Genomic DNA, 26207 nt, shown 5'->3' on the forward strand with positions numbered 1-26207 from the left:
CGGCCTCCTTTTTGTGGAGACTGTGCCCATGCGCTCGCTGACCTACCCCCAGCATTTGGCCTGCCAGGCGGTGTTGTTGATGACCGTGTCTTACCTGACCGGCTGTGCCAGCCCGGCCAATGTGGCGCCCACCACCCGCTGCGCGCAGGTGGCCTACCCGGTGTATGACCCCGCCGAGCCGGTCAACCGTCGTGTGTTCGCGTTCAACCGTGCTGTGGATAACTACGCCTTGGCGCCTGTAGCGCGAGGTTACCGTTACCTGCCGGATTTTTTCCAACAGGGTGTGCATAACTTCGCAAGCAACTTCAACGAACCAAAGGTGTTTATCAACGATCTGTTGCAAGGCAATCCGCATCGCTCGGTTAATACCCTTGGCCGGTTCGCGGTGAACACCACGGTGGGTGTGGTGGGGTTGATCGATGTGTCGGACCACCTTGGTATCCCACGCCATACCGCCGATTTCGGCCAGACCTTCGGCGTATGGGGTGTAGGCAACGGGCCCATCGTCGAGTTGCCGTTGCTGGGCACCGGTAACAGCCGCGATGCCGCCGGCAAGGTCCTGAGTTTTCTGGTCTCACCGCTGGGCGACAGCGATACCCTGCAGACACTGGGCACGGTCAGCCTGGTGGGTGGCACGGTGGATACGCGGGCGTCACAGTTGCCGCTCACCGACAGCCTACAGAAGCTGCCGGATTACTACAGCGCGTTACGTAATGGGGTGGCGGAACACCGTGCGGCCTTCGTAGTGGAAGGCAAGGAAGGCGCAACTACGCCACGGGAGAACACCTGTGGGGCGGGCGCCGGGGGTGATTTTTAAAGCAGTTTGGCCCCGTTTGCGGCGGTGAAGTGGCCCCTAGCCTTGTCACGTTTTGACCCAAGACGTATATAGCTCGGTCGGCCGAGGCTTTGTAAGTTCAGTGCGCGTTTACAGCGCGATAACTCAACACCACTCTTAGCCTGACAGAGGACACCACCATGGATCTTTTTTTCAACATTGCCGCGACCAGCCTCAGCTTTACCCAGGTCGCCAACATCAAACCGATCACGCCTGCGCCAACGCCCGCTCCGGGATCGACCATAGACTTCAGCAGCGCAAGCGAACCGCAAAAGGACAGGCGCTCCGGCAACCTGGATAGCCTGGGCCAAGGCAATCTTCTCTAGGTAATAAAAAAGGAGGGCGACAACCCTCCACTTGCGCGCAGTCACTTAACAAAACACTGACATCCACTGGGTTAATCTACGTGCCTAACTTGCACAGAGTCGTCATCCCTATGCTTCAAGCAGGCACCCTGCCCGCCGTCCTTGCTGGGCCGCTGCTGCGGCGACTGGCGCCCCAGCGCCTGGTGTTGTGGCTGGTGGCAAGTCGTGAACTGTCGCCGACCCTGAGGCTGCACGTTGCCGAACACACCCAGGACATTCGCTTGGACCAAGGCCAGTGCCAAATCGTACCGGTGGGGCGCCATGCCTTTATTCACCTGATCGACGTGCAACTGGACGAGGCCCTGCCGTTGGACGTGGTTATCGGCTACGACCTGCTGATCGATAACATCGGCATCGCCGAGTGGGCGCCGCACTTGCTGTATGCCGAAGCGCAGCACCCCAATTTCGTACTGCACAGCCGCATCCACCAGTTGGTGCATGGCTCGTGCCGTAAACCACACCACCCAGCCGACGAAGGTTTGCTATGCGTCGACCGCGTGCTGGCCGAGGCACACACGCCGGCTCAACGCCCGGCCCTGCTGATGATGAGTGGCGACCAAATTTACGCCGACGATGTCGCCGGGCCGATGCTGCGCGCCATTCATGCATTGATTGCGCGCTTGGGCCTGTACGACGAATACCTGGAAGGCGCGGTGGTGGACGACAGCGCCAGCCTCTATGGGCATCGCGCCAGCTATTACCATCGGGCGGATCTACTCCCGGCGTTGGACAGCAACGAGACCCTGCGTGAACGGTTTTTTGGAGGGGTAAAAAAGCCGATTTTTACCAGCAGTACCGCCGACAATCACCTGGTGACCTTTGCCGAAGTGATTGCGATGTACTTGCTGGCCTGGTCGCCCACGCCCTGGCAGTTGATCACGCCACAAGCGCCGCAACTGAACGTCGAAGAACAGCGGCGGTATGCCCGCGAGCAGGTGCACATCGATCAATTCCGTGACGGCCTGCCGGGCGTCGCACGGGTGTTCGCCCACCTCTCGACGCTGATGATCTTCGATGATCACGACATCACCGATGACTGGAACCTCAGCGCTCAATGGGAAGAAACCGCCTACGGCCACCCGTTCTCCAAGCGCATCATCGGCAATGCTCTGCTCGCTTACCTGCTGTGCCAGGGTTGGGGCAACCAGCCGGATGTGTTTGGTGAACTGTTGAGCCAAACCCAGGCACTGACCACCCAAGCGCAAGACAACCACCTGGACGCCATTGCGCAAGATGACCTGCAGGCAGCGCTGCTGAAATTCCAACGCTGGCATTACGTACTGCCCACCACGCCCGCCCTGGTGGTGCTCGATACCCGCACCCGGCGCTGGCGCAGTGAATTTGTTCTCAAGCAACCGTCCGGCCTGCTGGACTGGGAGGCGTTGAGCGAGCTGCAACAGGAACTGCTGGACCACCCTTGCGCCATCATCGTTTCGCCCGCGCCGATCTTTGGCGTCAAGCTGATCGAGACCGTGCAGAAGATGTTCAGTTGGTGTGGCTACCCGCTGCTGGTGGACGCCGAAAACTGGATGGCCCATCGCGGCGCCGCCCAGGTGATCCTCAACATCTTCCGCCACTCGCGCACGCCGGGTAACTACGTGATCCTCTCGGGTGACGTGCATTACTCGTTCGTCTACGAAGTGCTGATCCGCCACCGCAATGCCGGCCCCAGGATCTGGCAGATCACCAGCAGCGGCATCAAGAACGAATTCCCCCCACGGCTGCTGGAATGGTTCGACCGCCTCAACCGCTGGCTCTACTCGCCCCGCTCCCCGCTCAACTGGTTCACTCGCCGGCGCACCATGCAGGTGGTGCCGCATATTCCGCAGCATGCGCAAGCGGGTGAGCGGCTGTGGAATTCGGCCGGGATCGGCCAGGTGTTTTTCAATGCGCAGGGCCAGCCTGAGGCGATTTACCAGCACAACGCGGATGGGAAGCCTCGGACGCAGATGGTGGCGCCGCAGTAAGTTTTCATACGCACCGAGCATTCCCACGCTCTGCGTGGGAATGCCGCACCGGGCGGTCCGCCTCCTGATGCAGGCGTAAATCTTAAGCCCGGAGCGAGGTGACGCAGAGCATCACAGGGTGCATTCTCACGCAGAGCGCGACGGCCTATTGCCACACGCCTAAAGCAGCACACCCGCCCTATTCAAACCGCGCAAGCCCCGATGTACAGTAGCGCCAGCCACGGAGTATCGGCGTCAACGAAGACTGGCCTCAGGAGCCAGCATACGCAGGGAAGCGCGAAGATGGACGATACATCCGGCAATAAATCGCTGCGCAATGACTTTTCCGAGCTCAACGCCGACATGTTGCATGCCGTCATGGAGCTGGTCAGTGACGGCATCTGGGACTGGAACGCCAATACTGGCTTCGTCTACCGCAACCCCGGCTGGTACGAAATGCTTGGCTACCCCCGCCACTCCCTGGAGAACAGCGTGTTCACCTGGGAGAACGTGATCCACGCCGAGGATTACTCCCGCGTCATGGCCCTGTTTGATGACTACATCAGCCAACGCGCGCCCCATTACCAAGCCGAATACCGCTGCCGCAAAAAAGACGGCACTTACCTGTGGATCGAAGACCGTGGCTACGTCATTGCTCGCAACCCCGACGGCTCAGTGGCGCGCATGATCGGCGCGCACCGCGATATCCATACGCGCAAAAACTCCATCGAACAGCTGCAACGGCGCAACCAATCCCTGGAAGCGCTGGTAGCCGAACGCACCCGCGAACTGTCGCGGGTCAATCAGCAATTGCAATTACAGCTGGACGAAAACCGCTCCCTGGCCGAACAGGACGCCCTGACACACATCGCCAACCGCTATCGCCTGGAAAAAGTACTGCTGGAGGAATGCGAGCGTGCCGAGCGTTTTCGTTTGCCGCTGGCACTGGTGGCCATGGACATCGATGATTTCAAGCCAATCAATGATCAACATGGCCACGGCGTAGGTGACAAGACCCTGATACAGGTGGTGCAAGGCTTGGAAGCCTGCGTGCGCTCCAGTGATTTACTGGCGCGCTGGGGCGGTGATGAATTTATGGTAATCCTGCCCAAAACTACCGTGGAGACCGCGAAACAACTGGCTGAAAGGATTCGACAAAAAATCACCGAGATACCCGTCGTCGGCGATTTCAAAGTGACCCTAAGCCTAGGCGTGGTGGAGCGTCGTGTGGGTGAAGCCCCAGCCGCCTTGATGGCGCGGGCCGATCAAGCGCTGTATCGGTCCAAGGCGGCGGGCAAGGATGTGGTGTCGGAGTAAATCCACTCCATGTGGGAGCTGTCGAGCGTTAGCGAGGCTGCGATGGGATCACCGCGCTGCATCTTCAAACCGCAGTGCCTGCATCGCTATAGCCCGACAGCTTGTCCATCAGCGCACCGGCGGCGCGTACTGAATGCCGCCATTGCTCCACAACGCATTGAGCCCGCGCTTGATCTTCAGCACGCTGCCCTGGCCGATATTGCGTTCGAACACTTCGTCGTAGTTGCCCACTTGCTTGACGATCTGCACCACCCAGTCCTTGCGCAGCTTCAGGTCCTTGCCGTAATCGCCGTCGGCACCGAGCAGCCGCGCAATATCGGGGTTCTGGGTGGACTTGGCCTGCTCTTCGACGTTCAGCGAGGTGATGCCCATTTCCTCGGCATTGAGCATCGCGAACAGGGTCCATTTGACGATGCTGAACCACTCGTCATCGCCCTTGCGCACTAACGGCCCCAGCGGTTCTTTGGAGATCACTTCTGGCAACACCACGAACTCGTCCGGGTGGGCCATTTTGATGCGTTGGGCGTACAAGCCCGACTGGTCGGTGGTAAGCACGTCACAACGGCCAGCTTCGAGGCCCTTGGCGCTTTCGTCGGCGGTGTCGAAGGTGATCGGCGTGTACTTCATGCCGTTGGTGCGAAAGTAATCCGAAACGTTGAGCTCAGTCGTGGTGCCGGCCTGGATGCAGACGGTCGCGCCGTCCAGCTGCTTGGCGCCGGTAACGCCCAGTTTGTTGTTCACCAAAAAGCCGATGCCGTCGTAGTAGGTCACGCCGGTGAACACCAGGCCCATGCCCGCATCGCGGGAACTGGTCCAGGTGGTGTTGCGCGAAATCAGGTCGATTTCACCCGATTGCAGCGCGGTGAAACGCTCCTTGGCGGTCAACTGGCTGAACTTCACTTTTGACGCGTCGCCGAATACCGCGGCGGCGACGGCGTGGCACACGTCTACGTCGATGCCGGTCATCTTGCCATTGGAGTCCGGCACGCCGAAGCCCGGCAAACCATCACTGACACCACACTGGATAAAGCCTTTTTTCTGGATCGCGTCCAGGGTCACGCCCGCGTGGGCACTGCCGGCCAGGGCCACGGCCGCAGCAGCGATGAGGGTTTTGAGGTTGTTCATGCGAGGCACTCCCTGTCGATCTTTATTATTCGGCGCCGCACAGCCCGCGCCGGTTTATAGTGTTGCCGCGCAGTATCGACGGCTTTACACACCTGCCACAAACGACCTTTAGGCAAAGGCTCCTTCCGATTTGGAATGAACTGCATGATCTCAAAACGCTTGACCCCTTCGATGACCGCCCTGCAATGCTTCGAAGCCGCCGCCCGTCACCTGAGTTTCACCCGCGCCGCCGAAGAACTGCACCTGACCCAGAGTGCGGTGAGCAAGCAAGTGGCACAGCTCGAAGAGATGCTGTGCCACAACCTGTTCGAACGGGTGCGCCAGCGTTTGTACCTGTCGCCGGCGGGCTCGCTGTACCTGGCCGAAGTGCACAAGATCCTCACCCAGGTGGACATCTCCAGCCGCTACATCCTCACCTACGGCGGCGAGACCGAAGTGCTGCGCATCGCCACCCAGCCGACGTTCGGCGACCGCTGGCTGGTGCCCAAGCTCAAGGATTTTGCGGCCAAACACCCGAATATCCACCTGGATGTGCGCAACGAACTAGAGCCCTTCGACGTGTTGCAGGCCAAGGCCGACATCGCGTTTTTCTTCGGCCAGGGCTCGTGGCCGGGGGCGACTTGCATCGAGCTGTTTCGCGAAGCCGTGGTGCCGGTCTGTGCGCCGGGCTTTGTCGCTGAAGGCAGCGATGCTTCGTCGCGCCACACCTTGCTGCAATGCACGTCCCGCCCGCAAGCCTGGCACGAGTGGTTCCTGGAACAAGGCCTGCATTCGCAGAACAGCTACCACGGGCCGCGTTTCGACACGTTCTACATGTGCATCCGCGCGGCGCAATCGGGCTACGGCGTGGCGTTGGTGCCGCAGTATCTGGTGGCTGACGAGTTGGCCAATGGCAGCCTGATGATTCCCTGGGATTACACAATGCCCAGCACCGGCGCGCACTTTATCGCGCATGCCGAACATGCGGGCGAGATCCCCAAAGTGAAGGCCTTCCTCAACTGGATGGTGGACTACCTCAAAGCACATCCCGACTTTTAATAATGACCCGGCGACTTTATTTCGTTTGCGGCCAGGCCGGGCGCGCGGCTTAGATAAAAAGACGCCCGCCATTGCCGAGTCCGAGATTCATGAGCCGCGAAACCATCAGCCAGTCGATTTCCATCGTTCACCCCATCAGCCTCAGCCACGGCAAGAACGCCGAGGTTTGGGACACCGCGGGCAAGCGCTACATCGATTTTGTCGGCGGCATCGGCGTGCTCAACCTCGGGCACTGCCACCCAGGCGTGGTCGCGGCGATTGTGCAGCAAGCAACTAAACTGACCCATTACGCGTTCAACGCCGTACCGCACGCGCCCTACATCGAACTGATGGGCCGTCTTACTGCGTTTATCCCAGTGGATTACCCGGTGAGCGGCATGCTCACCAACAGTGGCGCGGAAGCGGCGGAAAACGCCTTGAAGATCGTACGCGGCGCCACCGGCCGCACGGCGGTGATCGCCTTTGACGGCGCCTTTCACGGCCGTACCCTGGCCACGCTCAACCTCAATGGCAAGGTGGCGCCCTACAAACAAAAAGTCGGTGTACTGCCCGGGCCGGTGTATCACCTGCCCTACCCCAGCGCTGACAACGGCGTGACCTGCGCTGAGGCGCTGAAGGCCATGGACCGCCTGTTCAGCGTGGAAATCGACGTTGAGGATGTAGCCTGTTTCATCATCGAGCCGGTGCAAGGCGAAGGCGGTTTTCTGGCCTTGGACATCGAATTCGCCCACGCCCTGCGACGTTTCTGTGATGAGAAAAACATCCTGCTGATTGCCGACGAAATCCAGTCCGGCTTCGGGCGTACCGGCCAGCGCTTCGCCTTCTCGCGCCTGGGAATTGAACCGGACTTGATCCTGCTCGGCAAAAGCATCGCTGGTGGCGTGCCCTTGGGCGCGGTCGTCGGGCGTAAAGCCTTGCTCGACAACCTGCCCAAAGGCGGCCTGGGCGGCACCTACTCCGGCAACCCGATTGCTTGCGCGGCCGCATTGGCCACGCTGGAGGCAATGACGGATGAACACCTGCAAACCTGGGGTTCGCAACAGGAAGAAGCCATCGTCAGCCGTTATGAACAATGGCGTGCGCAAGGCGTGCCCTATCTGGGCCGCCTGACCGGCGTGGGCGCCATGCGCGGCATTGAGCTGGCCAACGCCGACGGCTCGCCGGCACCCAAGCAACTGAGCCAACTGCTGAGCCTGGCGCGGGACGCGGGTTTGCTGCTGATGCCCAGCGGCAAGTCGCGGCACATCATCCGCCTGCTGGCACCGCTGACCATTGAGCCTGCGGTGCTGGAGGAAGGCCTGGATATGCTCGAGGCCTGCCTCAGACAGCTGACTTAGTAGCGTGCATCAACCGGCTTACCGCCATTGGGCCAGTCTTTGACCTTGTCCGGGAAATCCGGGCGAGGTTGGCCAGAGAAATACGCCGCCACGTCCACCGCTTCCTGGTCCGACAAGCCGCCCTGCCCTAATGGAAATTTCTCGTGGAAGCCGATCGGCATGTTGCGTTTGACGAACGCCGCCGCCGTGTAGGGCCGCGCCATGCCCGCGCCAATATTGAACGACTGCTCGCCCCATAACGGCGGGTACACCAACTCGCCGTCGGCACGCGCCAGGCCTTGGCCGTTATCGCCGTGGCACACCGCGCATTGCTTGGCATACACCTGCTTGCCGTTCTCCAAGTCCGGTTTGATCGACGGGTCGACCTTGCCCACACCGCGCCCGGCCACTTTGTCTTCGGGGCGGGTGTTGTTTTTCATCCAGTCGAAGTACGCGACCATCGCCTGCATATCCGCCGATTGGGGCGGCAGCGGTTGGCCATTCATCGAGCGACGCAAGCACCCGTTGATGCGCTCCTCCAGCGTGACCACCTTGCCTGCACGCGGCGCATAGCTGGGGAAGAACGCCGACACGCCCACAAACGGCGAACCGTCCGCCACGGTGCCGGCGTTGAGATGGCAACTGGTGCAATTGAGCGAGTTGCCGACATTGTTGGGCAGCAGTTCCTTGGTTTGCAGGTGCAGGCGCATGCCGCGAACGACTTGGTCGGCATTCGGTGCGGCGAGCAAATTTGCCAGTCTTGGGGTATCGAAGGCCGACGAATCGGTGGTGGTGGGGTTAAGTTGGTCACGCAGTTTCTTGACCTGGGCGGCGCTGATCGGCGTGCCCTCGTTGCCCCAGCGAGTGCGCACGAAGCTTAGGATCTCGGCGATTTCCTGGTCGACCAACCGGCTGAAACCAGGCATGGTGTAGACCCGTGGGTGAGTGGCAGTTTGTGCGGTCTCCCAGCCGGTCAGGGTGATGTGCAGCAGCGAAGTCGGGTTGCTGGCGGCAATGCTCGGGTTGCCGGCCAGCGGTGGGAACAAGCCTTTTACGCCGCCGCCGTCGCCGCGGTGGCAGTCGCTGCAAAACTGCAGGTAACCCAGGCCGCCACGGCTGGTGAACAGGTCCGCCGGCGGCGCGGCAGGTGCGTGGGCGATTGATGGCATCGGCAGATCGTCTTTGCCCGGCGGCAGGGATTTGAGGTAGCTGGCGATGGCCGTGAGGTCGTAGTCACTGAAGTGTTGGGTACTGTGCTGGATCACATCGGCCATGTTACCGGCCACCGTGGCGAAGCGGTTCTGCCCGGTCTTGAGCAGTTGCACGGTGTCTTCCACCGTCCATAGGTTGCGCAAGCTCAGGGCGCGCCAGTGTTCGACGGTTTCGCCGGCCAGGTAATGCTGGCCGCTGCGGCCGTCATCGCTCATGGCTTTTTCCTGGAAGGCGATGCCCCGTGGCGTGTGGCAGGAGCCGCAGTGGCCCAGGCCCTGGACCAGATACGCGCCACGGTTGAGCACCTCGTTACGGCCTGGGTCCGGCTGGAACGGCTGCTTGTCGAGAAAGGCAAAATTCCACAGTGCCAAGCCCCAACGTTGATTGAACGGGAAGCACATGTCCGCCTCAAGGTTGGCCTGTTGCACAGGCTCTACGCCGTGCATCAGGTAGGCGTACAAGGCGCGCATGTCCTCCTCGCTCATCTTGGCGTAGGACGGATACGGCATCGCCGGGTAAAGATTCATGCCTGTGGGCGTCACACCTTCGCGCATCACCTTGTCGAACTGCTCGAAGGTATAGGCGCCGATACCGGTCTGGCGGTCCGGTGTAATGTTGCTCGAATAGATCGTGCCCATCGGCGTGCTCAGCTCCAGCCCACCGGCCATCACCTTGCCTTGCTTGGCGGTGTGGCAGGCGATGCAGTCGCCCAATTGCGCAACGTATTTGCCGTGTTCAACGTCGGTGGGGGCGGCGTGCAGGGGTAGCGCCAGACAGAGCGTCGCCCCCAGCAAGGCCTGGCGGGACAGGGAAAAGGCCATGGCATTAATCCTTTAATAACCTGGCCTGGAGTGGTCCCCTCGGCGCAGGTAGGTCATCGTTTTTATGGGTTCATCAGGCCTCTGAGTTCTAACGGATTTCGCGGCGCGGGGTGTTGATGTGGGTCAGGGACAAATCGATGGACAAAACCGTGAAGTCTCAACGACTATCCACCGCCTAACCACACTGCACGCAAGCACCCCATGCTCGATATCCTCCAAGGCACGCCCCTTTGGGTGTACGCCGTTTACCTGTGGGTGTGTTACTACGGCATCAAGGCCTGCCTGGGTGGGCGCGAGAATCGTCGTTCGTTGATGATTCTGCCGGTGGTGTTGGTGGTGTGGTCGTTGATCTCGCTGACGCCTTCGATACTGTCGAGCAGCGCCTGGGTTGGCGGTGCTTTGGTCGCCAGCCTGGTGGGCATGTTGCTGTTCAACGCCGAAGGCGCGCGGCTCGATGCCAATGGCGAAACCCTGGTGTTGCCGGGCACCTGGAAAACCTTGCTGATCTCGCAGCTGTTTTTCGCGGTGAAGTATTACTTCGGCTATCAGCAGGCGGTGCATCCGCTGCTGCTGAGCACGCCAGAGATGCTGGTGGCAGTGGGCGCCGTGTCGGGGTTTACCGTTGGTCTGTTCTGCGGGCGCGCCGTACGGCTGCAGCGGGCGCTGACGGCCTTGCGCCGCGATAAGGGCGTTGTGCTGCCTTGACCTGATCTCGCCAGCCACTGAAAATGCGCGACGCTTTTTTGTCCCGTTTACTGAAGTAGTGAAATTTCAATGTCCGATTCTTACACCGAACAATCAGCCCAAGAAGAATCCGTAACAGCCCTGCAATCCAAAGCTGAATACGAAAACGCCATCAATCTTTCACAGCATGTGCCTGCGGCCAAGATCATCAGCGAGATGGTGCTGGATGCTTTCCACACCTCCAAGGAAAGCGACCAGATCCGCGAGCTGCGTGTGGCCATCCGCCAGGCCCACGACGCCTTTGACGACGACACCGCCTACGACCTGATGGGCCAGCTCAAGCAACTCAAAGACGCCGAGGCTGCCGATAACATCGCCTTGGAAGACCTCAGCAGCAAATTCTCGATCAGCCGCATCCTGTCCAGCTTTAAGGACGACCCCCAGTTTCAGGAGCTGGTCTACGGCCTGGCCCTCAAGGTGCTGAACCAGTCGCACCAGGCCATCAGCAACCCAAGCGCCGGCAAGGGCAAGGCCTCACGGCCGAAGAAAGAAGCCGAAGTGTTTGTGATCAGCAAGGACGGCATCAGCGTCACCCTGCCGCTGCGCACGCCGCGCTCCAAGCTGAGCGTTGACCGCGAGGCGTTCGAGTTCCTGGGTTTCAGCTTTGTGGGTGAAGGCGATGAAGCCGAGCTGGAAGTCGAAAGCTTTGTGGATAACTTGGGGGCTGAGCAGCCGTTGAGCCGCAAGAGTGTGATCACTGCATTGCAGCAGCAGACGGCGTTTGATGGGTACAGCATCGCGCAGCAGTAATACCGATGAACTAAATGTGGGAGCTGGCTAGCCTGCGATGGCATCACCGCAGTGTGATTGACACACCGAGGTGCCTGTATCGCAGGCAAGCCAGCGCCCACAGTGGATTTGCGTCGACTCAAACGGCGGCCGCGAACACCTCACGAAAACGCTGCATCTCCTGCTTATTGCCCACCGTCACCCGCACCCAGTGCGGCCAGTCTTTCCACACTCGCCCGATCAATACACCCTGTGCGGCGAGCTTCTCGATCACCCGCTCCGCCGGTTGCTTCACATCGATCATGAAGCAGTTGCTCTGCGACAACGTGCAGGTAAACCCGCGGCCCTTAAGCCACGCTACCGTCTCATCGCGCACCTGGGCGTTGAGCGCCTTGCGCTGTGGCAGCAGCTTAATGTCTTCCAGGCTCGCCCGGGCGCCGAGCAAGGTCACGGCAGCCGGCACATTGTCGCCGCCAAACACCGCCAGCCGCTCCAGCAGCGCCGGGTGGCCGATCGCCAGGCCCAGGCGCGCGCCGGCCATGCCGTAGATTTTCGAGAAGGTGCGCAGCACCAGCAGGTCGTCGTGGTCCTTGACCCAACTGACGACGCTTGGGGTGTCGGAGAAGTCGATATAGGCCTCGTCCACCACCAGCACGCTGCCTTTGGGTTTGTTCGCCAGTGCCTGGCGGATCGCTTCGGTGGGCGTGATCGTGCCGGTCGGGTTGTTGGGGTTGCACAGGTACAGCATGCCCGCCTGGGGATCGGCGGCGAGCATGGCCGGCACGTCATGGGCGTGCTGGGCGTCGAGGCTCACTGCGTGAACCTGCGCCTTCCAGGACTCGGCGGCTTGGCGCGGCACTTCGTAGGACGGCGTGGCCATGACCAGGCTGCGGCGTGCGCTGGTAAACGCCAAGACGGCGTAGCGCAGCGCGACCATGGAGCCGGCAAACACTGCGACCTGTTCCTCGGCAAGCCCCTGTTGCTGGGCAAACAACCCAGCCAGCGCGTACATGTCGTTGTACGGATAACGCCCGGACGTTGCGATTGCACGCTGCATGGCTTCGCGGGCGGCGGTTGAGGGGCCGTAGGGGCTTTCGTTGTAGTTGAGCCGCACCGTGTCAGCCTTTGTCGGCGGCGGGCTGGCGACCGCCCAATCCAGGCGCGCCAGCACCGGCAGGGCCGCACCGAGGGCCAGAAGGGACCGACGACTTACGCTGATCATGGGACTACTCCTTGTAGACGGGTGATCGATTCGCACAGTGCGTACAAGGAAGTATGACGAGGAAGGTCTCGGCGGATTTAACCGAGCACCGGGGAATCAGCCCTCCAGGTAGTCAGCAATGGGATAGCGCGCGCACAAGGCTTCCACTTCGCTGCGCACCTGCTTACACACCGCAGGCTCCAGCTGGTAATCCTGCTCGCCCAGCGGCGTCACGCTGTCCAGCACCCGGCAAACCAGTTCGATGACTTGGCGGCAGCCTTCGCGGTCGAGCCTGCGTTGCGCCAGGGAACCGGTGCCGATACACACGCCGCTGGTGACCAATGACGAGCGCGTCTCGCCGGGTACGCGGTGCTTGTTCACCACAATGGCGCAACGCTCCAGCGCCGACTCGGCGATGGCACCGGTCATGGCGCCCTGCAACCGGATCAACACCGCATGGTTGTCACTGCGCCCGCCGACCACGGTGTAGCCGTGAGCCTGGAACGCGCCGACCACTTCATCGGCCAGCGTACGAACCCGCCCCATGCAGGCGTCGAATTCCGGCGATTTTGCGTAGCCCAAAGCGGCGGCTTTGGCCGCGATCAGGTTGACCGCCGGCGCGCCCTGCATGCGCGGGAACACGGCCTGATCAAGGACCCGGCTGAAGGTTGAGCGCAAGCCGGGCACCTTGGTGTTGGCGTCGCGGCCCGACAGGATGAGCCCGCCGCGAGGGCCACCGAGTTGTTTGTGCGTGCAGGTGACGGTGACGTGTGCGGCGTTGATCGGGCTCGGATGGCGGCCCGTCATCACCAGCCCGGCGATATGGGAAATATCCGCCAACAAGATCGCGCCCGCCTCGTCGGCAATCGCGCGAAAGCGCTCGAAATCCACCACCCGCGAGTAAGCCGACGCACCGCAAATAATGATGCGTGGGCGATGTGCGAGGGCCAGGCTACGCACCTGCTCGTAATCGATCAGGCCGTCTTCGGTGGTGCCATAGCGCATGGCCTTGTAATAGGCCCCGGTGAACACCGCCGGGCTGCCGAGGGTGAGGTCGCCGCCATGGTCATGGGCCATGCCGAGCAATGTATCGCCCGGCTCAAGCAACGCCGAGAGTACCTGGGCAATCGCGTTGGAGGCCGAGTGCGACTGCACGCCGGCGTAATGGGCGTCGAACAGTTCCCGCGCGCGGCGAATGGTCAGGGCTTCGACCAAGTCGACGTTCTCGCAGCCGGCCCGCTGGCGTTTGCCGGGCATGCCTTCGGCGCTCACGTTGACCAATGCCGAAGCGCAGGCCACCAAGGTTCGCGGTGTGACCGCGCAGGAAGATGAAACCAGAGAGAGGGTGCGATGCTGGCGCAAGACCTCAGCATCAAGGAGGCTCGCCAGCTCGAAATCTTCATTGTGCAGATCCGCCAGGCCGCGACGCAGCAGGTCGGCCTGATTTTTGAGGTGTGGGGTATTGACTGCCATCAGTGCGGGTCCCTTCCTTGGCGTGCGTGCCGGTTCGTCCTGAACCGAGGGATTTTATTAAACAGGAAATTAAACAGGAAATTAAACATTTTCCAAATTAAATGTGCTTTTTTGCCCGAGCCGGACACGACTGCAACGCACAAACACGGCATCCGGGACTTTATTGTTAGGGCTCACGCATGCAACACTCCCGCCGCCGCGACGCCGCAAGCGCCGCGCACAAGGACGGCTATGACTAAAAGGAAGTGGTGAGCACGTGATACACAGACGGGAAAAAACCGAGCACTTGAAGAGCAACATCAAGTACTTGATCAAAAGCCGAGGCGAGACGCAGCTGTCGTTATGCAGTGCCGCCGGGCTGACCAGGACCACCATCTACAACATCCTGGAAGGCAAGGTCGTCAACGTCCAGCAGTCCACCCTCCGCAAGATTTCGGATTTCTTCGGCGTCTCTTACGACGAAATTGAAACCATCGATTTTGAAGCCAAGGAAATCATCGAGAGCAGTGTTTCCCCGCAGGGCAACATGAACCCGGCGGCCGTGCCGATCCTCAAGGAGAGCCTGGTTATCCAGAACCTGGATAAGCGCATTGGCGAATTGGCGACGTTGTATCCGCTGACCTACTACTTCGGCACCTCGCATAACCTGATCGCGGTGCGACTGGAACATGCGATCCCCGGCCTCAATGAACCGGGCGATGTATTGATTGTGCAAAAAGGCTCGTCGAGCGACGGCAAAGAAAAGCTGGTGTACGACCGGGCCACCAAACGCATGCTGATTACCCTTGAAACCTGTGCTCACTCAGATCGCCTGTGCGTGGTCGGCGATATCATTGAGGAGCGCTTCAATGACAACGCATGAAGCAGGCATCGAAAACAGCAAATACAAGCTGCTGGGCTTTGAAAATGACAAGCGCCTGGCCGTGATCATGGTGATCGCCACGGGCAAGGTCATGAAGCTGAAACTGAGCGAAGTACTCAACAGCGAAATAATGGACGACCTAAACAAAATGGAAGTTAAGAACATGTACAAGAAGTTTTATTCACAAGGAGGGGCACTCACCGCCTACGACATAAACGACCGCAACGAAAATTCTTGGATGATTTACATCATCCTGAACTTGCTGTTGTTCACGTTTTACATCTTCACCAGTATTGCCGCGACCAAGCCTCTTTACCTGGAATCACTGGGCATCATCGTCACGCCGGGCACCTTTCTGTACCCGCTGACCTTCTTGATCGTGGACTTGCTCAACGAGCAATTCGGCCTGCGGCTGGCCAGACGGGCCATTCTGTTTGCGTTTGCCAGCAACGCGATGATCATCATCTTGCTCTATGGCTCGACCTTCCTGCCGGGGCTGCCGGGCTGGAAGCTGGATGGGCCGTATAACGATGTGATCATTCAAGTGTCCTCGGTACTGGTCGCCTCCTCCGTGTCGTTCCTGGTGTCGGAGAATATAAACTCGTACCTGCTGTGCAAGATCAAGGAGCTGACTAACTCCAAATACTTGTACCTGCGCATATTCCTCAGTACGTTCTTTGCGGTCATCATCGACAGCTTTCTGTTTTGCTTCATCGCCTTCTATGGCGCCATGCAAACCAGTGACATCCTGAGCATGATCTACGTGCAGATTGCGATCAAAGTCGGCTTTGCGTTCTTCAACATCTTGCCGGCCTATGGTGCGCGCGCGTTGTTCAAGCGCTGGATCACCGGCAGCGCTGCCTGATTCAAATACGCCGCCTCTTGTCAGAAAGAATGCGGCGTCTGGTCTTAGGGCTGCTGCGCAGCCCAACGCGCGGCAAGCCCTAATGCCGTTCAGTTAAGCGAACGCAATGCCCAAAGCAGCGAAGATAAAATGTGGGAGCGGGCTTGCCCGCGATGACGTCGGCCCAGCAAACATGGATGTTGACTGACCCACCGCTTTCGCGGGCAAATCGAATCGTCGCACCGCCGCTCCCACAGGGGATCTGCGCTTAACTGAACGGCATTACGGCAAGCCCGCTCGCCACAGAGGATTGCGGCGCCAATCGCTTAGTTCAGCTGCAACTTCTGCTTCAGGCTCTGCATGACATCCGCCTTGTTCTGCAGATACTCATTCAAACCGCGTGCACGCAAGTTGCACGCGTCGCAGTTACCGCAGCCACTGCCGATGATGCCGTTGTAGCAGGTCAGCGTCTGGTGACGAATGAGCTCAAGCTGGTTGTGGTAATCGGCCAGCGCCCACGTCTCGGCCTTGTTCAGCCACATCAACGGGGTTTCCAGGCGCAATGGGTATTCCATGCCCAGCTCGAGCGCCTTGTTCAAGGCTTTGACGAACTCGTCGCGGCAATCGGGGTAGCCCGAGAAGTCGGTTTCGCACACGCCGGTAATCACGCTTTCAGCTTTAACCTGGTAGGCGTAGATCGACGCCAATGTCAGGAACAGGATATTGCGGCCCGGCACAAAGGTGCTGGGCAGGCTGCCGCCTGAACTGTCCACGGTCGGTACGGGAATGTTGTCACGGGTCAGGCTGCTGATGGCCAGCTCGTTGAGCAAGGACACATCCATGACTTTGTGAACGGTGGCGCCCAGCTGCTTGGCGAGCTTCTGCGCGACTTCAATTTCCGCCACATGGCGCTGGCCATAATCGAAGGTGATGCAGTGCACTTCGTCATACAGCGGCAATGCCTGGATCAGACAGGTCGTCGAGTCCTGCCCACCACTGAACACGATCACAGCTTTTTTACTCATTACGTTGCTTCCTGCATTTGTAGAATGTGCGCATAGTTTAAAGGCCACTCAATAAAAAACCCCGCGCTTCTTTCGAAGGCGGGGTTTTTTAATACTCAACCACTCAGTGAGCGTAGGTCAGCAACAGCTCTTTCGGCACTTGGAAATCCAGGGACATCATCACGCTGAGCGCGGTGATGGTGAAGATCGAGAACACGAACAGCTTGCGCGCCCAGACGGTGTCATCCACCGCCTTGTAGCCGGTCCAGGCCATGTACAACCAGTACATGCCCATGGCCGCGGCGACGGCGAGGTAGCTCATGCCGGCGTAGCCACTGAAGGTCAACATCAAGGTCGCCACGAGGAAGGCCAGGATGTAGAGCAGGATGTGTTTCTTGGCCACCTGGATGCCACGCTTGACCGGCAGAACCGGAATTGACGCAGCCAGGTAGTCATTGAAGCGGAAGATCGCGATGGCATAGGAATGCGGCATCTGCCACAGGCTGAACATCACCAGTAGCACCAGCGCGGCCATGTCGAAGCTATTGGTCACAGCCACATAACCAATTACCGGCGGCATCGCGCCCGACAGACTGCCCACCAGCGTGCCGTGAACCGACTTGCGCTTGAGGTACATGCTGTAGAGGCCGACGTAGATGACAAAACCGATCACGGCAAACAGTGCCGCCAGCGGGTTGGCCACCGTGTACAACAACACCACGCCGGCAACACCCAGGACGGTCGCGAACAGCAGTGCCAGTTTCAGGGAGATAAGGCCCTGGACCAGCACGCGATTCTTGGTGCGTTCCATCTTGATGTCGATGTCGCGGTCGATGCAGTTGTTGAACACACAACCGGAAGCTACCACCAGGGAGGTGCCGATCATTGCAGCCAGGAAAATGGCCAGATCGACATGTCCCTTGGAGGCCAGGAAGAAACCGCCTGCCACAGAAAGCACGTTACCGAAAATGATCCCCGGTTTGGTGATTTGGATAAAGTGCTTAAGCGACATCGGGTCTTACCTCACTTCGCCATCATGAACGTATGGATGCTGAACATGATCCATATCGACAGGCCAACCAGCAGCAGGATTACTAAGCCTGCGAACACGAACGCAATCACGTTATCGCGCTGCTCTTTAGAACGATCCAGGTGCAGGAAGTACACCAGGTGAACCAGAACCTGAATCACCGCGAATACCAGAACGATCATCAACGTGATCGATTTCGGCAGGGTCGGGTACATCACCAGACCAAACGGGATGAGCGTCAGGATTACCGACAGGATGAAGCCGATGGCGTACGACTTAACACTGCCGTGGCTCGAATCATGGCTGTCATGGTCATGGGAGTGTGCATTAGCCATTACAGAGTCCCCATCAGGTAAACAACGGTGAAGACGCAGATCCAGACCACGTCCAGGAAGTGCCAGAACAGGCTCAGGCAAGTCAGGCGAGTCTTGTTGGTGTTGGTCAGGCCGTGCTTATTGACCTGATACATCATCACCGCCATCCACAGCAGGCCAGCCGTTACGTGCAGACCGTGGGTGCCGACCAGCGTGAAGAACGCCGACAGGAAACCGGAACGGTGCGGGCCGTAGCCTTCGGAGATCAGCAGGTGGAACTCGTTGATCTCCATGCCGATGAAGCCCAGGCCGAGCAGGAAGGTCAGGCCCAGCCAGGTCAGTACGCCTTTCTTGTTGCCCTTGAAGAAGGCCAACATGGCGAAACCGTAGGTGATCGAGCTGAACAACAGCAAGGCGGTTTCGCCGAGCACGTAAGGCAGTTCGAAGATGTCGTGGCCCGATGGGCCACCCGCTACGTTATTTACCAGTACCGCGTACACCGCAAAGATCGACGCAAACAAGATGCAGTCGGTCATCAGGTAGAGCCAGAAACCGAAGACGGTTGTTGGCCCCGAGTCGTGGTGATGGTCATCGTGCCCATGGTCATCGACATGGGCGTGTCCAGCATTGGTCACTAAGTTCGACATGGTTTAAGCCTGTTCCAACGAGGTTTCTACACGGTTGGCCGGGATCTTCTTCTCGGCTACCAGGCGAGCGTGTTGCTCGGCTTCGATGCGCTCGATCGTCTCGACCGGCACCATGTAGCCTTGATCATCACGGGCAGCGTGAATGATGAAGTAACCGATGGTGCCTACCAGGCCCACGATTGCCAGCCACCAGATGTGCCAGATCATCGCGAAACCGAATACGGTCAACAGCGCGCCCATCACCACGCCAGTGGCGGTGTTGTTCGGCATGTGGATCGGCTCGTAGTGCTTAGGTTGCTGGTACGCAGTACCGTCTTCCTTCGCTTCGGTGAACGCATCGATCGTGTTCGCAGTAGGGATCACAGCGAAGTTGTAGAACGGCGGTGGCGACGAGGTCGACCATTCCAGGGTGTGGCCATTCCATGGGTCGCCGGAGTCGCAAGCGTTCTGCTTACGGTCACGGACACTCACGTACAGCTGGATCAGCTGGCAGGCGATGCCCACAGCGATCATTACCGCACCGAACATGGCAACGTACAGGTACGGTACCCACTCAGGGTTGGTAGTGGCGTTCAGACGACGGGTCATGCCCATGAAGCCCAGTGCATAGAGCGGCATGAACGCGACGAAGAAGCCCGAGATCCAGAACCAGAATGCAGCCTTGCCCCAGCCTTCGTGCAGCTTGAAGCCGAACGCTTTCGGGAAGTAGAAGCTGAAACCAGCGATGTAACCGAATACAGCACCACCGATGATCACGTTGTGGAAGTGAGCGATCACGAACAGGCTGTTGTGCAGTACGAAGTCAGCACCCGGGATGGCCAGCAGTACGCCGGTCATGCCGCCGATAGCGAAGGTCACCATGAAGCCCAGGGTCCACAGAACCTGGCTGGTGATACGCAGACGGCCGTGGTAGATGGTGAATAGCCAGTTGAATAGCTTCACCCCCGTCGGGATGGAAATCAGCATCGTCGCCAGGCCGAAGAAAGCGTTGACGCTGGCCCCCGAGCCCATGGTGAAGAAGTGGTGCAACCACACCATGAAGCCCAGCACCGAGATCGCGCCGGAGGCGTAGACCATCGAGTGGTGACCGAACAGGCGCTTGCCGGTAAAGGTCGAGATCACTTCAGAGAAGATACCGAACGCTGGCAGGATCAGGATGTACACCTCAGGGTGACCCCATGCCCAGAACAGGTTCACGTACATCATTGGATTGCCACCAAGTTCATTGGTGAAAATGTGGAAATCCAGGTAACGGTCAAGCGACAGCAGCGCCATGGTAGCGGCCAGGATCGGGAACGAAGCCACGATCAGGACGTTGGCCCAGGTGCAGGTCCAGGTGAAGATCGGCATGTCCATCAGTTTCATGCCAGGGGCGCGCATTTTCAGGACGGTGGCCAGGAAGTTGACCCCCGTCAGTGTCGTCCCGAGTCCTGATAACTGTAGCGCCCAGATGTAGTAGTCCACACCCACGCCAGGGCTGTACTGAATGCCCGACAGCGGCGGATAAGCAACCCAACCGGTCTTGGCGAACTCGCCGACGCCCAGGGACAGGTTGATCAGCACCACGCCGGAAACCAGCAGCCAGAAGCTCAAGGAGTTCAGGAACGGGTAGGCAACGTCACGTGCACCGATCTGCAGCGGCAAGGCAAGGTTCATCAAGCCGGTGAAGAATGGCATCGCCATGAAGATGATCATGATCACACCGTGAGCGGTGAAGATCTGGTCATAGTGTTCAGGCGGCAGGTAGCCAGGCGAACCCTCGGTGGCCATGGCCAACTGGGTACGCATCATGATGGCGTCGGCAAAACCACGCAGCAGCATGATCATGGCAACGATGACGTACATGACACCGATTTTCTTGTGGTCGACAGACGTCAACCACTCGGTCCACAGGTAGGTCCACTTCTTGTAGTACGTGATTGCAGCAAACAGTGCCAGACCACCCAGCGCGATCATGGCGATGGTCACCATCACGATCGGCTCGTGGAACGGGACCGCATCCCAACTTAATTTACCAAACATCGTTTACTCCTCTGCCCCAGCAGTTGAATGCGAGCCCGTGTCAGAACCTTCAACCACGGCCACTTCTTTCTTCTCGTGCTTGACCGGCTTGCCTGGCTTCATACCTTCGTACTTGTCGACGATTTTCTGAAACAGGTTCGGCTCATACGTGGAGTACAGAGCGACTGGGTTGTTCTGGCTTGGTTTGGTCAGGGCGTCGTATTCAGCTTGATCAAGCTGTTTAGGTGCGGCCTTGACTGCGGCTACCCAGGCGTTGAAATCTTCCTGGCTAGTCGAGATCGCTTTGAATTTCATGCCGGTGAAGCCAGCACCGCTGTAGTTAGCGGAGATGCCTTCCATTTCAGCTTTCTCGTTCGCGATCAGGTGCAGGCGAGTCTGCATGCCTGCCATCGCGTAGATCTGGCCGCCCAGTGCAGGGATGAAGAACGAGTTCATCACAGCATCGGAGGTGATCCGGAAGTTAAGCGGGGTGTTCTCAGGGAACTGGATTTCGTTAACCGTGGCGATACCCAGGTCCGGGTAGATGAACAGCCACTTCCAGTCCAGCGCGACCACTTCGATGTTGATCGGCTTGACGTCGGATTCCAGCGGACGGTAAGGGTCCAGCTCGTGGGTCGACTTATAGGTGATGTAACCCAGGGCGATGATGATGAGGATCGGCACCAGCCAAACGGCGATTTCGATCTTGGTGGAGTGCGACCACTTCGGCGCGTAGGTAGCGCTGGTGTTCGACGCGCGGTATTTCCAGGCGAAGGCAAACGTCATGATGATCACGGGAACCACGACCAACAGCATCAGCAGGGTGGCGGTGATGATCAGGTTGCGTTGATCCAGACCGATCTGTCCTTTCGGGTCCATCAAGGTCCACTTGCAGCCTCCCAGCATTAACAGCATGCCAAGCAGCGGCAAAAAGCCTAGTAATCGGGGGTACCTGTTTTTACTCATCTCACGACCTCTAAAGCAGCTTGCGCAATGCAGTTGGGTTTTGATCGCCAACACTTCACCCTGCCAAGGGTTGGCATTTCTCTTCGATTGAATAAGAGCCTGCCCGGCACGCCATACATTGGCGTTTCACGGACCTGCGGTGAGTTCTTATTCGATTTCGTGGTTAAAGGCCTTGTTACAGACCAATTCCATTTGGTGCGGATAGTTGAAAGGCTTGCCGGAACCTGGGGTCGCATAGAGCCATCCATCTGCCCCTCGACCGCTCCAATGCTCAAAGATTGAACAGCACCAGACATTCAGTGCGGGCGATTGTAGTTAGCTGGCGATGTATAAACCATGTCTTATAAAGAAATAATTTTTATCGATTCCAGCAACAATCCTTCACCAATCTTGCAAAGGTTCGGGATCTTATCGTGTTCGATTCTCAACAAAAACCACAAAAATTGCCGTGTTATTGCGTAAAGCACCCCATCCCTTACACCTTGTAAGGGCATGCAAAACGTATCCAAGTCCCCATAAAACAAGGCATTGGGACATCACTGAATGGCTCAGACGCGGCGAGGTTCGTGGCATCGCTCAAACGATGAACTGACAGCACAATTTAGCCGCCTGGCGCAAATTTAAGGCGTTGCTCAGCACGTCAAAAACGTCCTGCGCCAGCCTCCGTGTGACAACATGTCGCACGCTGCGCGCACCGGATGTTGCCCCTCGTCACGGCCTCTTCACAAATACCTACAACCAAAAACGCCCCGACCTTCCTTCAAGGAAGATCGGGGCGTTTCGGTTAATCGCTTCAGGCCTGGCGTTGGCGGTTCCGGTAGATGCACAGCGGCACCAGGATCGCCGTCAGCACGAACGCCACCAACGCCCATTGCGCCAGGGACAAGCCCAAGATCGGCGGGTACGGCGTGCTGCAGAAGCCATCCACCTGGAAGCCCAGTGGGAACACCTTGGCCAGTGGCAGTTCATCCACGATCGGCTGCAACACATCGACGCCGCAGCTGACCTCAGGGAAGAACTGGGTGTACACGTGATGGCCGGCCGCAGCCACGCCACCGAGGGCGCTGAGGACCACCAGCCCTTCAAAGAAGGTGACCGCGCCTTTGCGGCGCATGGCCGCACCGATAAAGGCAAAGACCGCGATCAACAGCAAGGCGTAACGCTGCAGGATGCACAGCGGGCACGGCGCCTCGCCCAACACCACTTGCATGTACAGCGCACCGCCGATCAGCGCCAGGCAGATGATGCCCAGCAACACCAGAAAGCGCCGCTCCCTGCCTAAACGCAATTCGTCACTCATCCCCGTTTCCCTTTGCCAGATTATGGTTGTGCCTGATGGCCGCAAGTTTACACACAGGGGAGGGTTAAAACAGAGAGGGGTTAACGGCGGATTAATCGTCGGGAATGTTGTAGCTGTGCGGACGCCATCGCGGGCAAGCCCGGCTCCCACAGTGGATTGCATTTCCATGTGGGAGCCGGGCTTGCTCGCGATAGTGCCGACTCGGTGCGCCGGTTAAAACTTTATTCCAGGGCCCCAGCCGGGCCGAAGAATTCGTAGCGGGCTTGGTTATCGGGTACGCCCAGGGCTTTGAGGTGGCGCTTGACCGCCGCCATGAAGCCTTTAGGGCCGAGGAAGTAGGCATCCAGGTCACGTTGCTCAGGCAACCAGGCCGCCAGTTGCTCCTGGCTCAGCATCCCGACCTTGTCCGCCGCCGGGCTCACGCCGTCGTCTTCGGCGTAGCAGTAGAAGCGCTTGAGTTGCGGATGCTTGGCGGCCAGGGCGTCCACCCAATCGCGGAACGCGTGCACGCCGCCATTACGCGCGCAGTGGATAAAGTGCACCGGGCGCTCGGTGGCCAGGGCCGCTTCGAGCATCGGCAGCGTTGGCGTGATGCCCACCCCGCCGCTGATCAGCACCAGCGGTTTGTCGCTGGCCACCAAGGTGAACTCGCCCGATGGTGGGAACAGGTCGAGGGTCGCGCCGACGTGCATCCGATCATGCAGGTAGTTGGACACTCGCCCACCCGCTTCGCGCTTGACGCTGATGCGGTACAGGCCCGAGTCACTCAAGGCGGACAACGAGTAGTTGCGGCGCACTTCTTCGCCATCCAGCATCAGCTTCATGCCGATGTATTGGCCCGGCGCGGCCGCCAGGATTGGGCCGTTGTCCACCGGGGCAAAATAGAACGAGATGATCTCGTCGCTCTCCTCCACGCGTTTCACCAACAGGAACGGCCGCGCGCCGCGCCAGCCGCCTGGGGCCTGGGCTTTTTCGTCATAGATGGCGGCTTCGGCGCCGATCAGGATATCGGCCAACTGGCCGTAAGCGGCGCCCCAGGCGCTCAGCACCTCAGGCGTGGCAATCTCGCTGCCGAGTACTTCGCAAATGGCCCGCAGCAAGCAGGTACCCACGATCGGGTAGTGCTCCGGGAGGATCTGCAAAGACACGTGCTTGTTGATGATCTTAGCGACCAGATCGCCCAACTGGTCTAACTGGTCGATATGCCGCGCATACATCAGCACGCCATTGGCCAGGGCGCGGGGCTGGTCGCCATTGGCCTGATTGGCTGGGTTGAACAGCGGGCGAACGTCTGGGTACTCGCTGAGCATCATGCGGTAGAAATGGGTGATCAGCGCTTCGCCGCCGCTTTCCAGCAGGGGCACAGTGGATTTGATGATGGCACGGTCTTGGGCACTAAGCATGGCAGACTCCTGGGTCTTTTTACTGATTGCCCTTACCTAATCAGCATTCGTGCCAACTTATAAATCGTTATATTTCAATAACTTGAAGAATATGTAGTCAGTATGACTGCCTACACTTTATAGTCATAAGGACTACAAGGAGTCATTATGACTGCGCAATCACTGCTCACCACCCTGCTGCCCTTGGTCGCCGACCTGTCCCGCGAGCTGCCCGAAGGCGAGCGCTACCGGCGCCTGCTGCAAGCCATGCGCGCCCTGCTGCCATGCGACGCCGCCGCATTGTTGCGCCTGGACGCTGAATGGCTGGTGCCCTTGGCAGTCGATGGTTTGAGCCCGGATACGCTCGGCCGGCGTTTCAAAGTCAGCGAACACCCGCGTTTCGCCGTGTTGCTGAGCAGCCCCGGCCCGACGCGCTTTGACAGCGACAGCGAACTGCCCGACCCCTACGACGGTTTGGTCGATGGCCTGCATGGGCATCTGCAAGTTCACGACTGCATGGGCTGCCCGCTGTTTATCGACGACAAACCCTGGGGCCTGCTGACCCTTGATGCGCTGGACACCGAACGCTTCGAGCGCGTCGAACTGGACGCCCTTCAAGCCTTCGCCAGCCTGGCTGCGGCCACGGTCAATGTCGCCGAGCGTATTGAGCGCCTGGCGTTGCGCGCCGAAGATGAGCATCAGCGCGCCGAAATTTATCGCCAGGCCAGCGGCCAGCAGCACAAGGAAATGATCGGCCAGAGCAAGGCACACAAGCGCCTGGTCGAAGAAATCAACCTGGTGGGCGGCAGTGACCTGACCGTGCTGATCACCGGTGAAACCGGTGTCGGCAAAGAGCTGGTGGCCCAGGCCATCCACGCCGCGTCGCCGCGGGCAGACAAACCCTTGATCAGCCTCAACTGCGCCGCCCTCCCGGAAACCTTGGTGGAAAGCGAGCTGTTCGGCCACGTGCGCGGCGCCTTTACCGGCGCGCTGAATGAGCGTCGGGGCAAGTTCGAATTGGCCAATGGCGGCACTTTGTTTCTGGATGAAGTCGGTGAGTTGTCACTGACGGTGCAGGCCAAGCTGCTGCGCGTGCTGCAAAGCGGCCAGTTGCAGCGCCTGGGCTCGGACAAGGAGCATCAAGTGGACGTGCGCCTGATCGCCGCCACCAACCGCGACCTCGCCGAAGAGGTGCGCAACGGCCGCTACCGTGCCGACTTCTACCACCGCCTGAGCGTGTACCCGCTGCAAGTGCCGGCGCTGCGTGAACGCGGCCGTGATGTGCTGCTGCTGGCGGGCTTCTTCCTCGAGCAGAACCGTTCACGCATGGGCCTGGGCAGCCTGCGCCTGACCAGCGATGCTCAAACGGCGCTGCTGGCCTACAACTGGCCGGGCAATGTGCGCGAGCTGGAACATTTGATCGGACGCAGCGCACTCAAAGCCCTGGGAAACTGTCGCGAACGTCCGAAGATATTGAGCCTGAGTGCCCAGGACCTGGACCTGCCTGACGTCAGCGCACCGGCGGTGATCGAAGCACCGGCCGACGTGGCCCCCATCGTCACCGGCGACCTGCGCCAGGCCACCGAGCACTACCAACGCCAAGTCATCAGCGCCTGCCTGGAGCGCCACCAACACAACTGGGCCAGCGCCGCCCGCGAACTCGGCCTCGACCGCGCCAACCTCGGCCGCATGGCCAAACGCCTGGGCCTCAAATAACCAAAAGATCAGGAAGATA

General features: G+C 59.5%; 23 protein-coding genes. 11 read left to right on the forward strand and 12 right to left on the reverse strand.

What is annotated here, in order from left to right:
- Positions 1-28 precede the first annotated feature (28 nt).
- The 4 genes from KZH41_RS25950 (at position 29) to KZH41_RS25965 (ending at position 4463) form a co-directional block, all read left to right on the forward strand.
- A complete protein-coding gene (locus KZH41_RS25950) occupies positions 29-817 on the forward strand; it encodes a VacJ family lipoprotein (protein ID WP_094949399.1) in 789 nt (262 codons plus the stop codon).
- A 158-nt stretch (positions 818-975) separates the two neighbouring features.
- Positions 976-1161 carry a hypothetical protein gene (locus tag KZH41_RS25955; protein WP_094949398.1) on the forward strand — a complete coding sequence of 62 codons (186 nt, stop codon included), beginning with the start codon at positions 976-978 and terminating at the stop codon, positions 1159-1161.
- Between the two features lie 110 nt (positions 1162-1271).
- Entirely contained in the window at positions 1272-3167 is a 1896-nt protein-coding gene (locus KZH41_RS25960) for an alkaline phosphatase D family protein (protein WP_094949397.1), read from the forward strand.
- Between the two features lie 282 nt (positions 3168-3449).
- The gene (locus tag KZH41_RS25965) at positions 3450-4463 is read left to right on the forward strand and encodes a sensor domain-containing diguanylate cyclase (RefSeq protein WP_263273970.1); all 1014 of its coding nucleotides are present in this window, start codon (positions 3450-3452) and stop codon (positions 4461-4463) included.
- A 108-nt stretch (positions 4464-4571) separates the two neighbouring features.
- Here KZH41_RS25965 and KZH41_RS25970 read toward each other — a convergent pair whose 3' ends face one another.
- Positions 4572-5588 (reverse strand): amino acid ABC transporter substrate-binding protein, encoded by a 1017-nt coding sequence (locus KZH41_RS25970; protein ID WP_263273971.1) that lies wholly within the window; start codon positions 5586-5588, stop codon positions 4572-4574.
- Between the two features lie 144 nt (positions 5589-5732).
- Here KZH41_RS25970 and KZH41_RS25975 point away from each other — a divergent pair, with 144 nt between their 5' ends.
- Positions 5733-6626 (forward strand): LysR substrate-binding domain-containing protein, encoded by an 894-nt coding sequence (locus KZH41_RS25975; RefSeq protein ID WP_094949394.1) that lies wholly within the window; start codon positions 5733-5735, stop codon positions 6624-6626.
- Positions 6627-6715: 89 nt separating this feature from the next.
- Positions 6716-7963 (forward strand): aspartate aminotransferase family protein, encoded by a 1248-nt coding sequence (locus KZH41_RS25980; protein ID WP_094949393.1) that lies wholly within the window; start codon positions 6716-6718, stop codon positions 7961-7963.
- Here the strand turns inward: KZH41_RS25980 and KZH41_RS25985 are convergent.
- Complete coding sequence (locus tag KZH41_RS25985) at positions 7960-9975, reverse strand: c-type cytochrome (RefSeq protein ID WP_263273972.1); 2016 nt, start codon at positions 9973-9975, stop codon at positions 7960-7962. The genes KZH41_RS25980 and KZH41_RS25985 overlap by 4 nt on opposite strands.
- A 201-nt stretch (positions 9976-10176) precedes the next feature.
- Between KZH41_RS25985 and KZH41_RS25990 the strand changes: the two genes are divergently transcribed.
- Both KZH41_RS25990 and KZH41_RS25995 read left to right on the forward strand, forming a co-directional pair.
- On the forward strand, positions 10177-10680 hold the full coding sequence (locus tag KZH41_RS25990; protein ID WP_242152448.1) for a DUF6622 family protein: 504 nt from the start codon (positions 10177-10179) through the stop codon (positions 10678-10680).
- 69 nt (positions 10681-10749) lie between these two features.
- On the forward strand, positions 10750-11469 hold the full coding sequence (locus KZH41_RS25995; RefSeq protein WP_094949391.1) for a hypothetical protein: 720 nt from the start codon (positions 10750-10752) through the stop codon (positions 11467-11469).
- 118 nt (positions 11470-11587) lie between these two features.
- Here the strand turns inward: KZH41_RS25995 and KZH41_RS26000 are convergent, their stop codons facing one another.
- Positions 11588-12670: a pyridoxal phosphate-dependent aminotransferase gene (locus KZH41_RS26000; RefSeq protein WP_094949390.1), complete on the reverse strand. Its 1083-nt coding sequence runs from the start codon at positions 12668-12670 to the stop codon at positions 11588-11590.
- A 96-nt stretch (positions 12671-12766) separates the two neighbouring features.
- The gene (gene glyA, locus KZH41_RS26005) at positions 12767-14122 is read right to left on the reverse strand and encodes a serine hydroxymethyltransferase (RefSeq protein ID WP_263273973.1); all 1356 of its coding nucleotides are present in this window, start codon (positions 14120-14122) and stop codon (positions 12767-12769) included.
- Between the two features lie 256 nt (positions 14123-14378).
- On the opposite strand from glyA, the gene KZH41_RS26010 reads away from it, so the two are divergent.
- Both KZH41_RS26010 and KZH41_RS26015 read left to right on the forward strand, forming a co-directional pair.
- A complete protein-coding gene (locus tag KZH41_RS26010; protein WP_094949388.1) occupies positions 14379-14984 on the forward strand; it encodes a helix-turn-helix transcriptional regulator in 606 nt (201 codons plus the stop codon).
- A complete protein-coding gene (locus KZH41_RS26015; protein WP_094949387.1) occupies positions 14971-15849 on the forward strand; it encodes a queuosine precursor transporter in 879 nt (292 codons plus the stop codon). The genes KZH41_RS26010 and KZH41_RS26015 overlap by 14 nt, the downstream gene beginning before the upstream one ends.
- Positions 15850-16154: 305 nt before the next feature.
- On the opposite strand, the gene queC is transcribed toward KZH41_RS26015, so the two are convergent.
- The 8 genes from queC to hmpA form a co-directional block, all read right to left on the reverse strand.
- A complete protein-coding gene (gene queC, locus KZH41_RS26020; protein ID WP_094949386.1) occupies positions 16155-16853 on the reverse strand; it encodes a 7-cyano-7-deazaguanine synthase QueC in 699 nt (232 codons plus the stop codon).
- Positions 16854-16956: 103 nt separating this feature from the next.
- Positions 16957-17844 carry a heme o synthase gene (gene cyoE, locus KZH41_RS26025; RefSeq protein ID WP_094949385.1) on the reverse strand — a complete coding sequence of 296 codons (888 nt, stop codon included), beginning with the start codon at positions 17842-17844 and terminating at the stop codon, positions 16957-16959.
- 11 nt (positions 17845-17855) lie between these two features.
- Positions 17856-18197: a cytochrome o ubiquinol oxidase subunit IV gene (gene cyoD / locus KZH41_RS26030; RefSeq protein ID WP_094949384.1), complete on the reverse strand. Its 342-nt coding sequence runs from the start codon at positions 18195-18197 to the stop codon at positions 17856-17858.
- Entirely contained in the window at positions 18197-18823 is a 627-nt protein-coding gene (locus tag KZH41_RS26035) for a cytochrome o ubiquinol oxidase subunit III (protein WP_094949383.1), read from the reverse strand. Before KZH41_RS26035 ends, cyoD begins: the two co-directional genes overlap by 1 nt.
- Before the next feature lie 3 nt (positions 18824-18826).
- Positions 18827-20845: a cytochrome o ubiquinol oxidase subunit I gene (cyoB, locus tag KZH41_RS26040; RefSeq protein ID WP_094949382.1), complete on the reverse strand. Its 2019-nt coding sequence runs from the start codon at positions 20843-20845 to the stop codon at positions 18827-18829.
- 3 nt (positions 20846-20848) lie between these two features.
- A complete protein-coding gene (cyoA, locus tag KZH41_RS26045; protein WP_094949381.1) occupies positions 20849-21790 on the reverse strand; it encodes a ubiquinol oxidase subunit II in 942 nt (313 codons plus the stop codon).
- A 793-nt stretch (positions 21791-22583) separates the two neighbouring features.
- Positions 22584-23090: a disulfide bond formation protein B gene (locus tag KZH41_RS26050; protein WP_094949380.1), complete on the reverse strand. Its 507-nt coding sequence runs from the start codon at positions 23088-23090 to the stop codon at positions 22584-22586.
- A 221-nt stretch (positions 23091-23311) separates the two neighbouring features.
- Positions 23312-24493 (reverse strand): NO-inducible flavohemoprotein, encoded by a 1182-nt coding sequence (hmpA, locus tag KZH41_RS26055; RefSeq protein WP_263273975.1) that lies wholly within the window; start codon positions 24491-24493, stop codon positions 23312-23314.
- 147 nt (positions 24494-24640) lie between these two features.
- Here hmpA and norR point away from each other — a divergent pair, with 147 nt between their 5' ends.
- The gene (gene norR, locus KZH41_RS26060) at positions 24641-26188 is read left to right on the forward strand and encodes a nitric oxide reductase transcriptional regulator NorR (protein WP_263273976.1); all 1548 of its coding nucleotides are present in this window, start codon (positions 24641-24643) and stop codon (positions 26186-26188) included.
- The last annotated feature ends 19 nt before the right edge of the window (positions 26189-26207 follow it).

Source organism: Pseudomonas sp. YeP6b, from assembly GCF_025642995.1.
Classification (GTDB): Bacteria; Pseudomonadota; Gammaproteobacteria; order Pseudomonadales; family Pseudomonadaceae; genus Aquipseudomonas.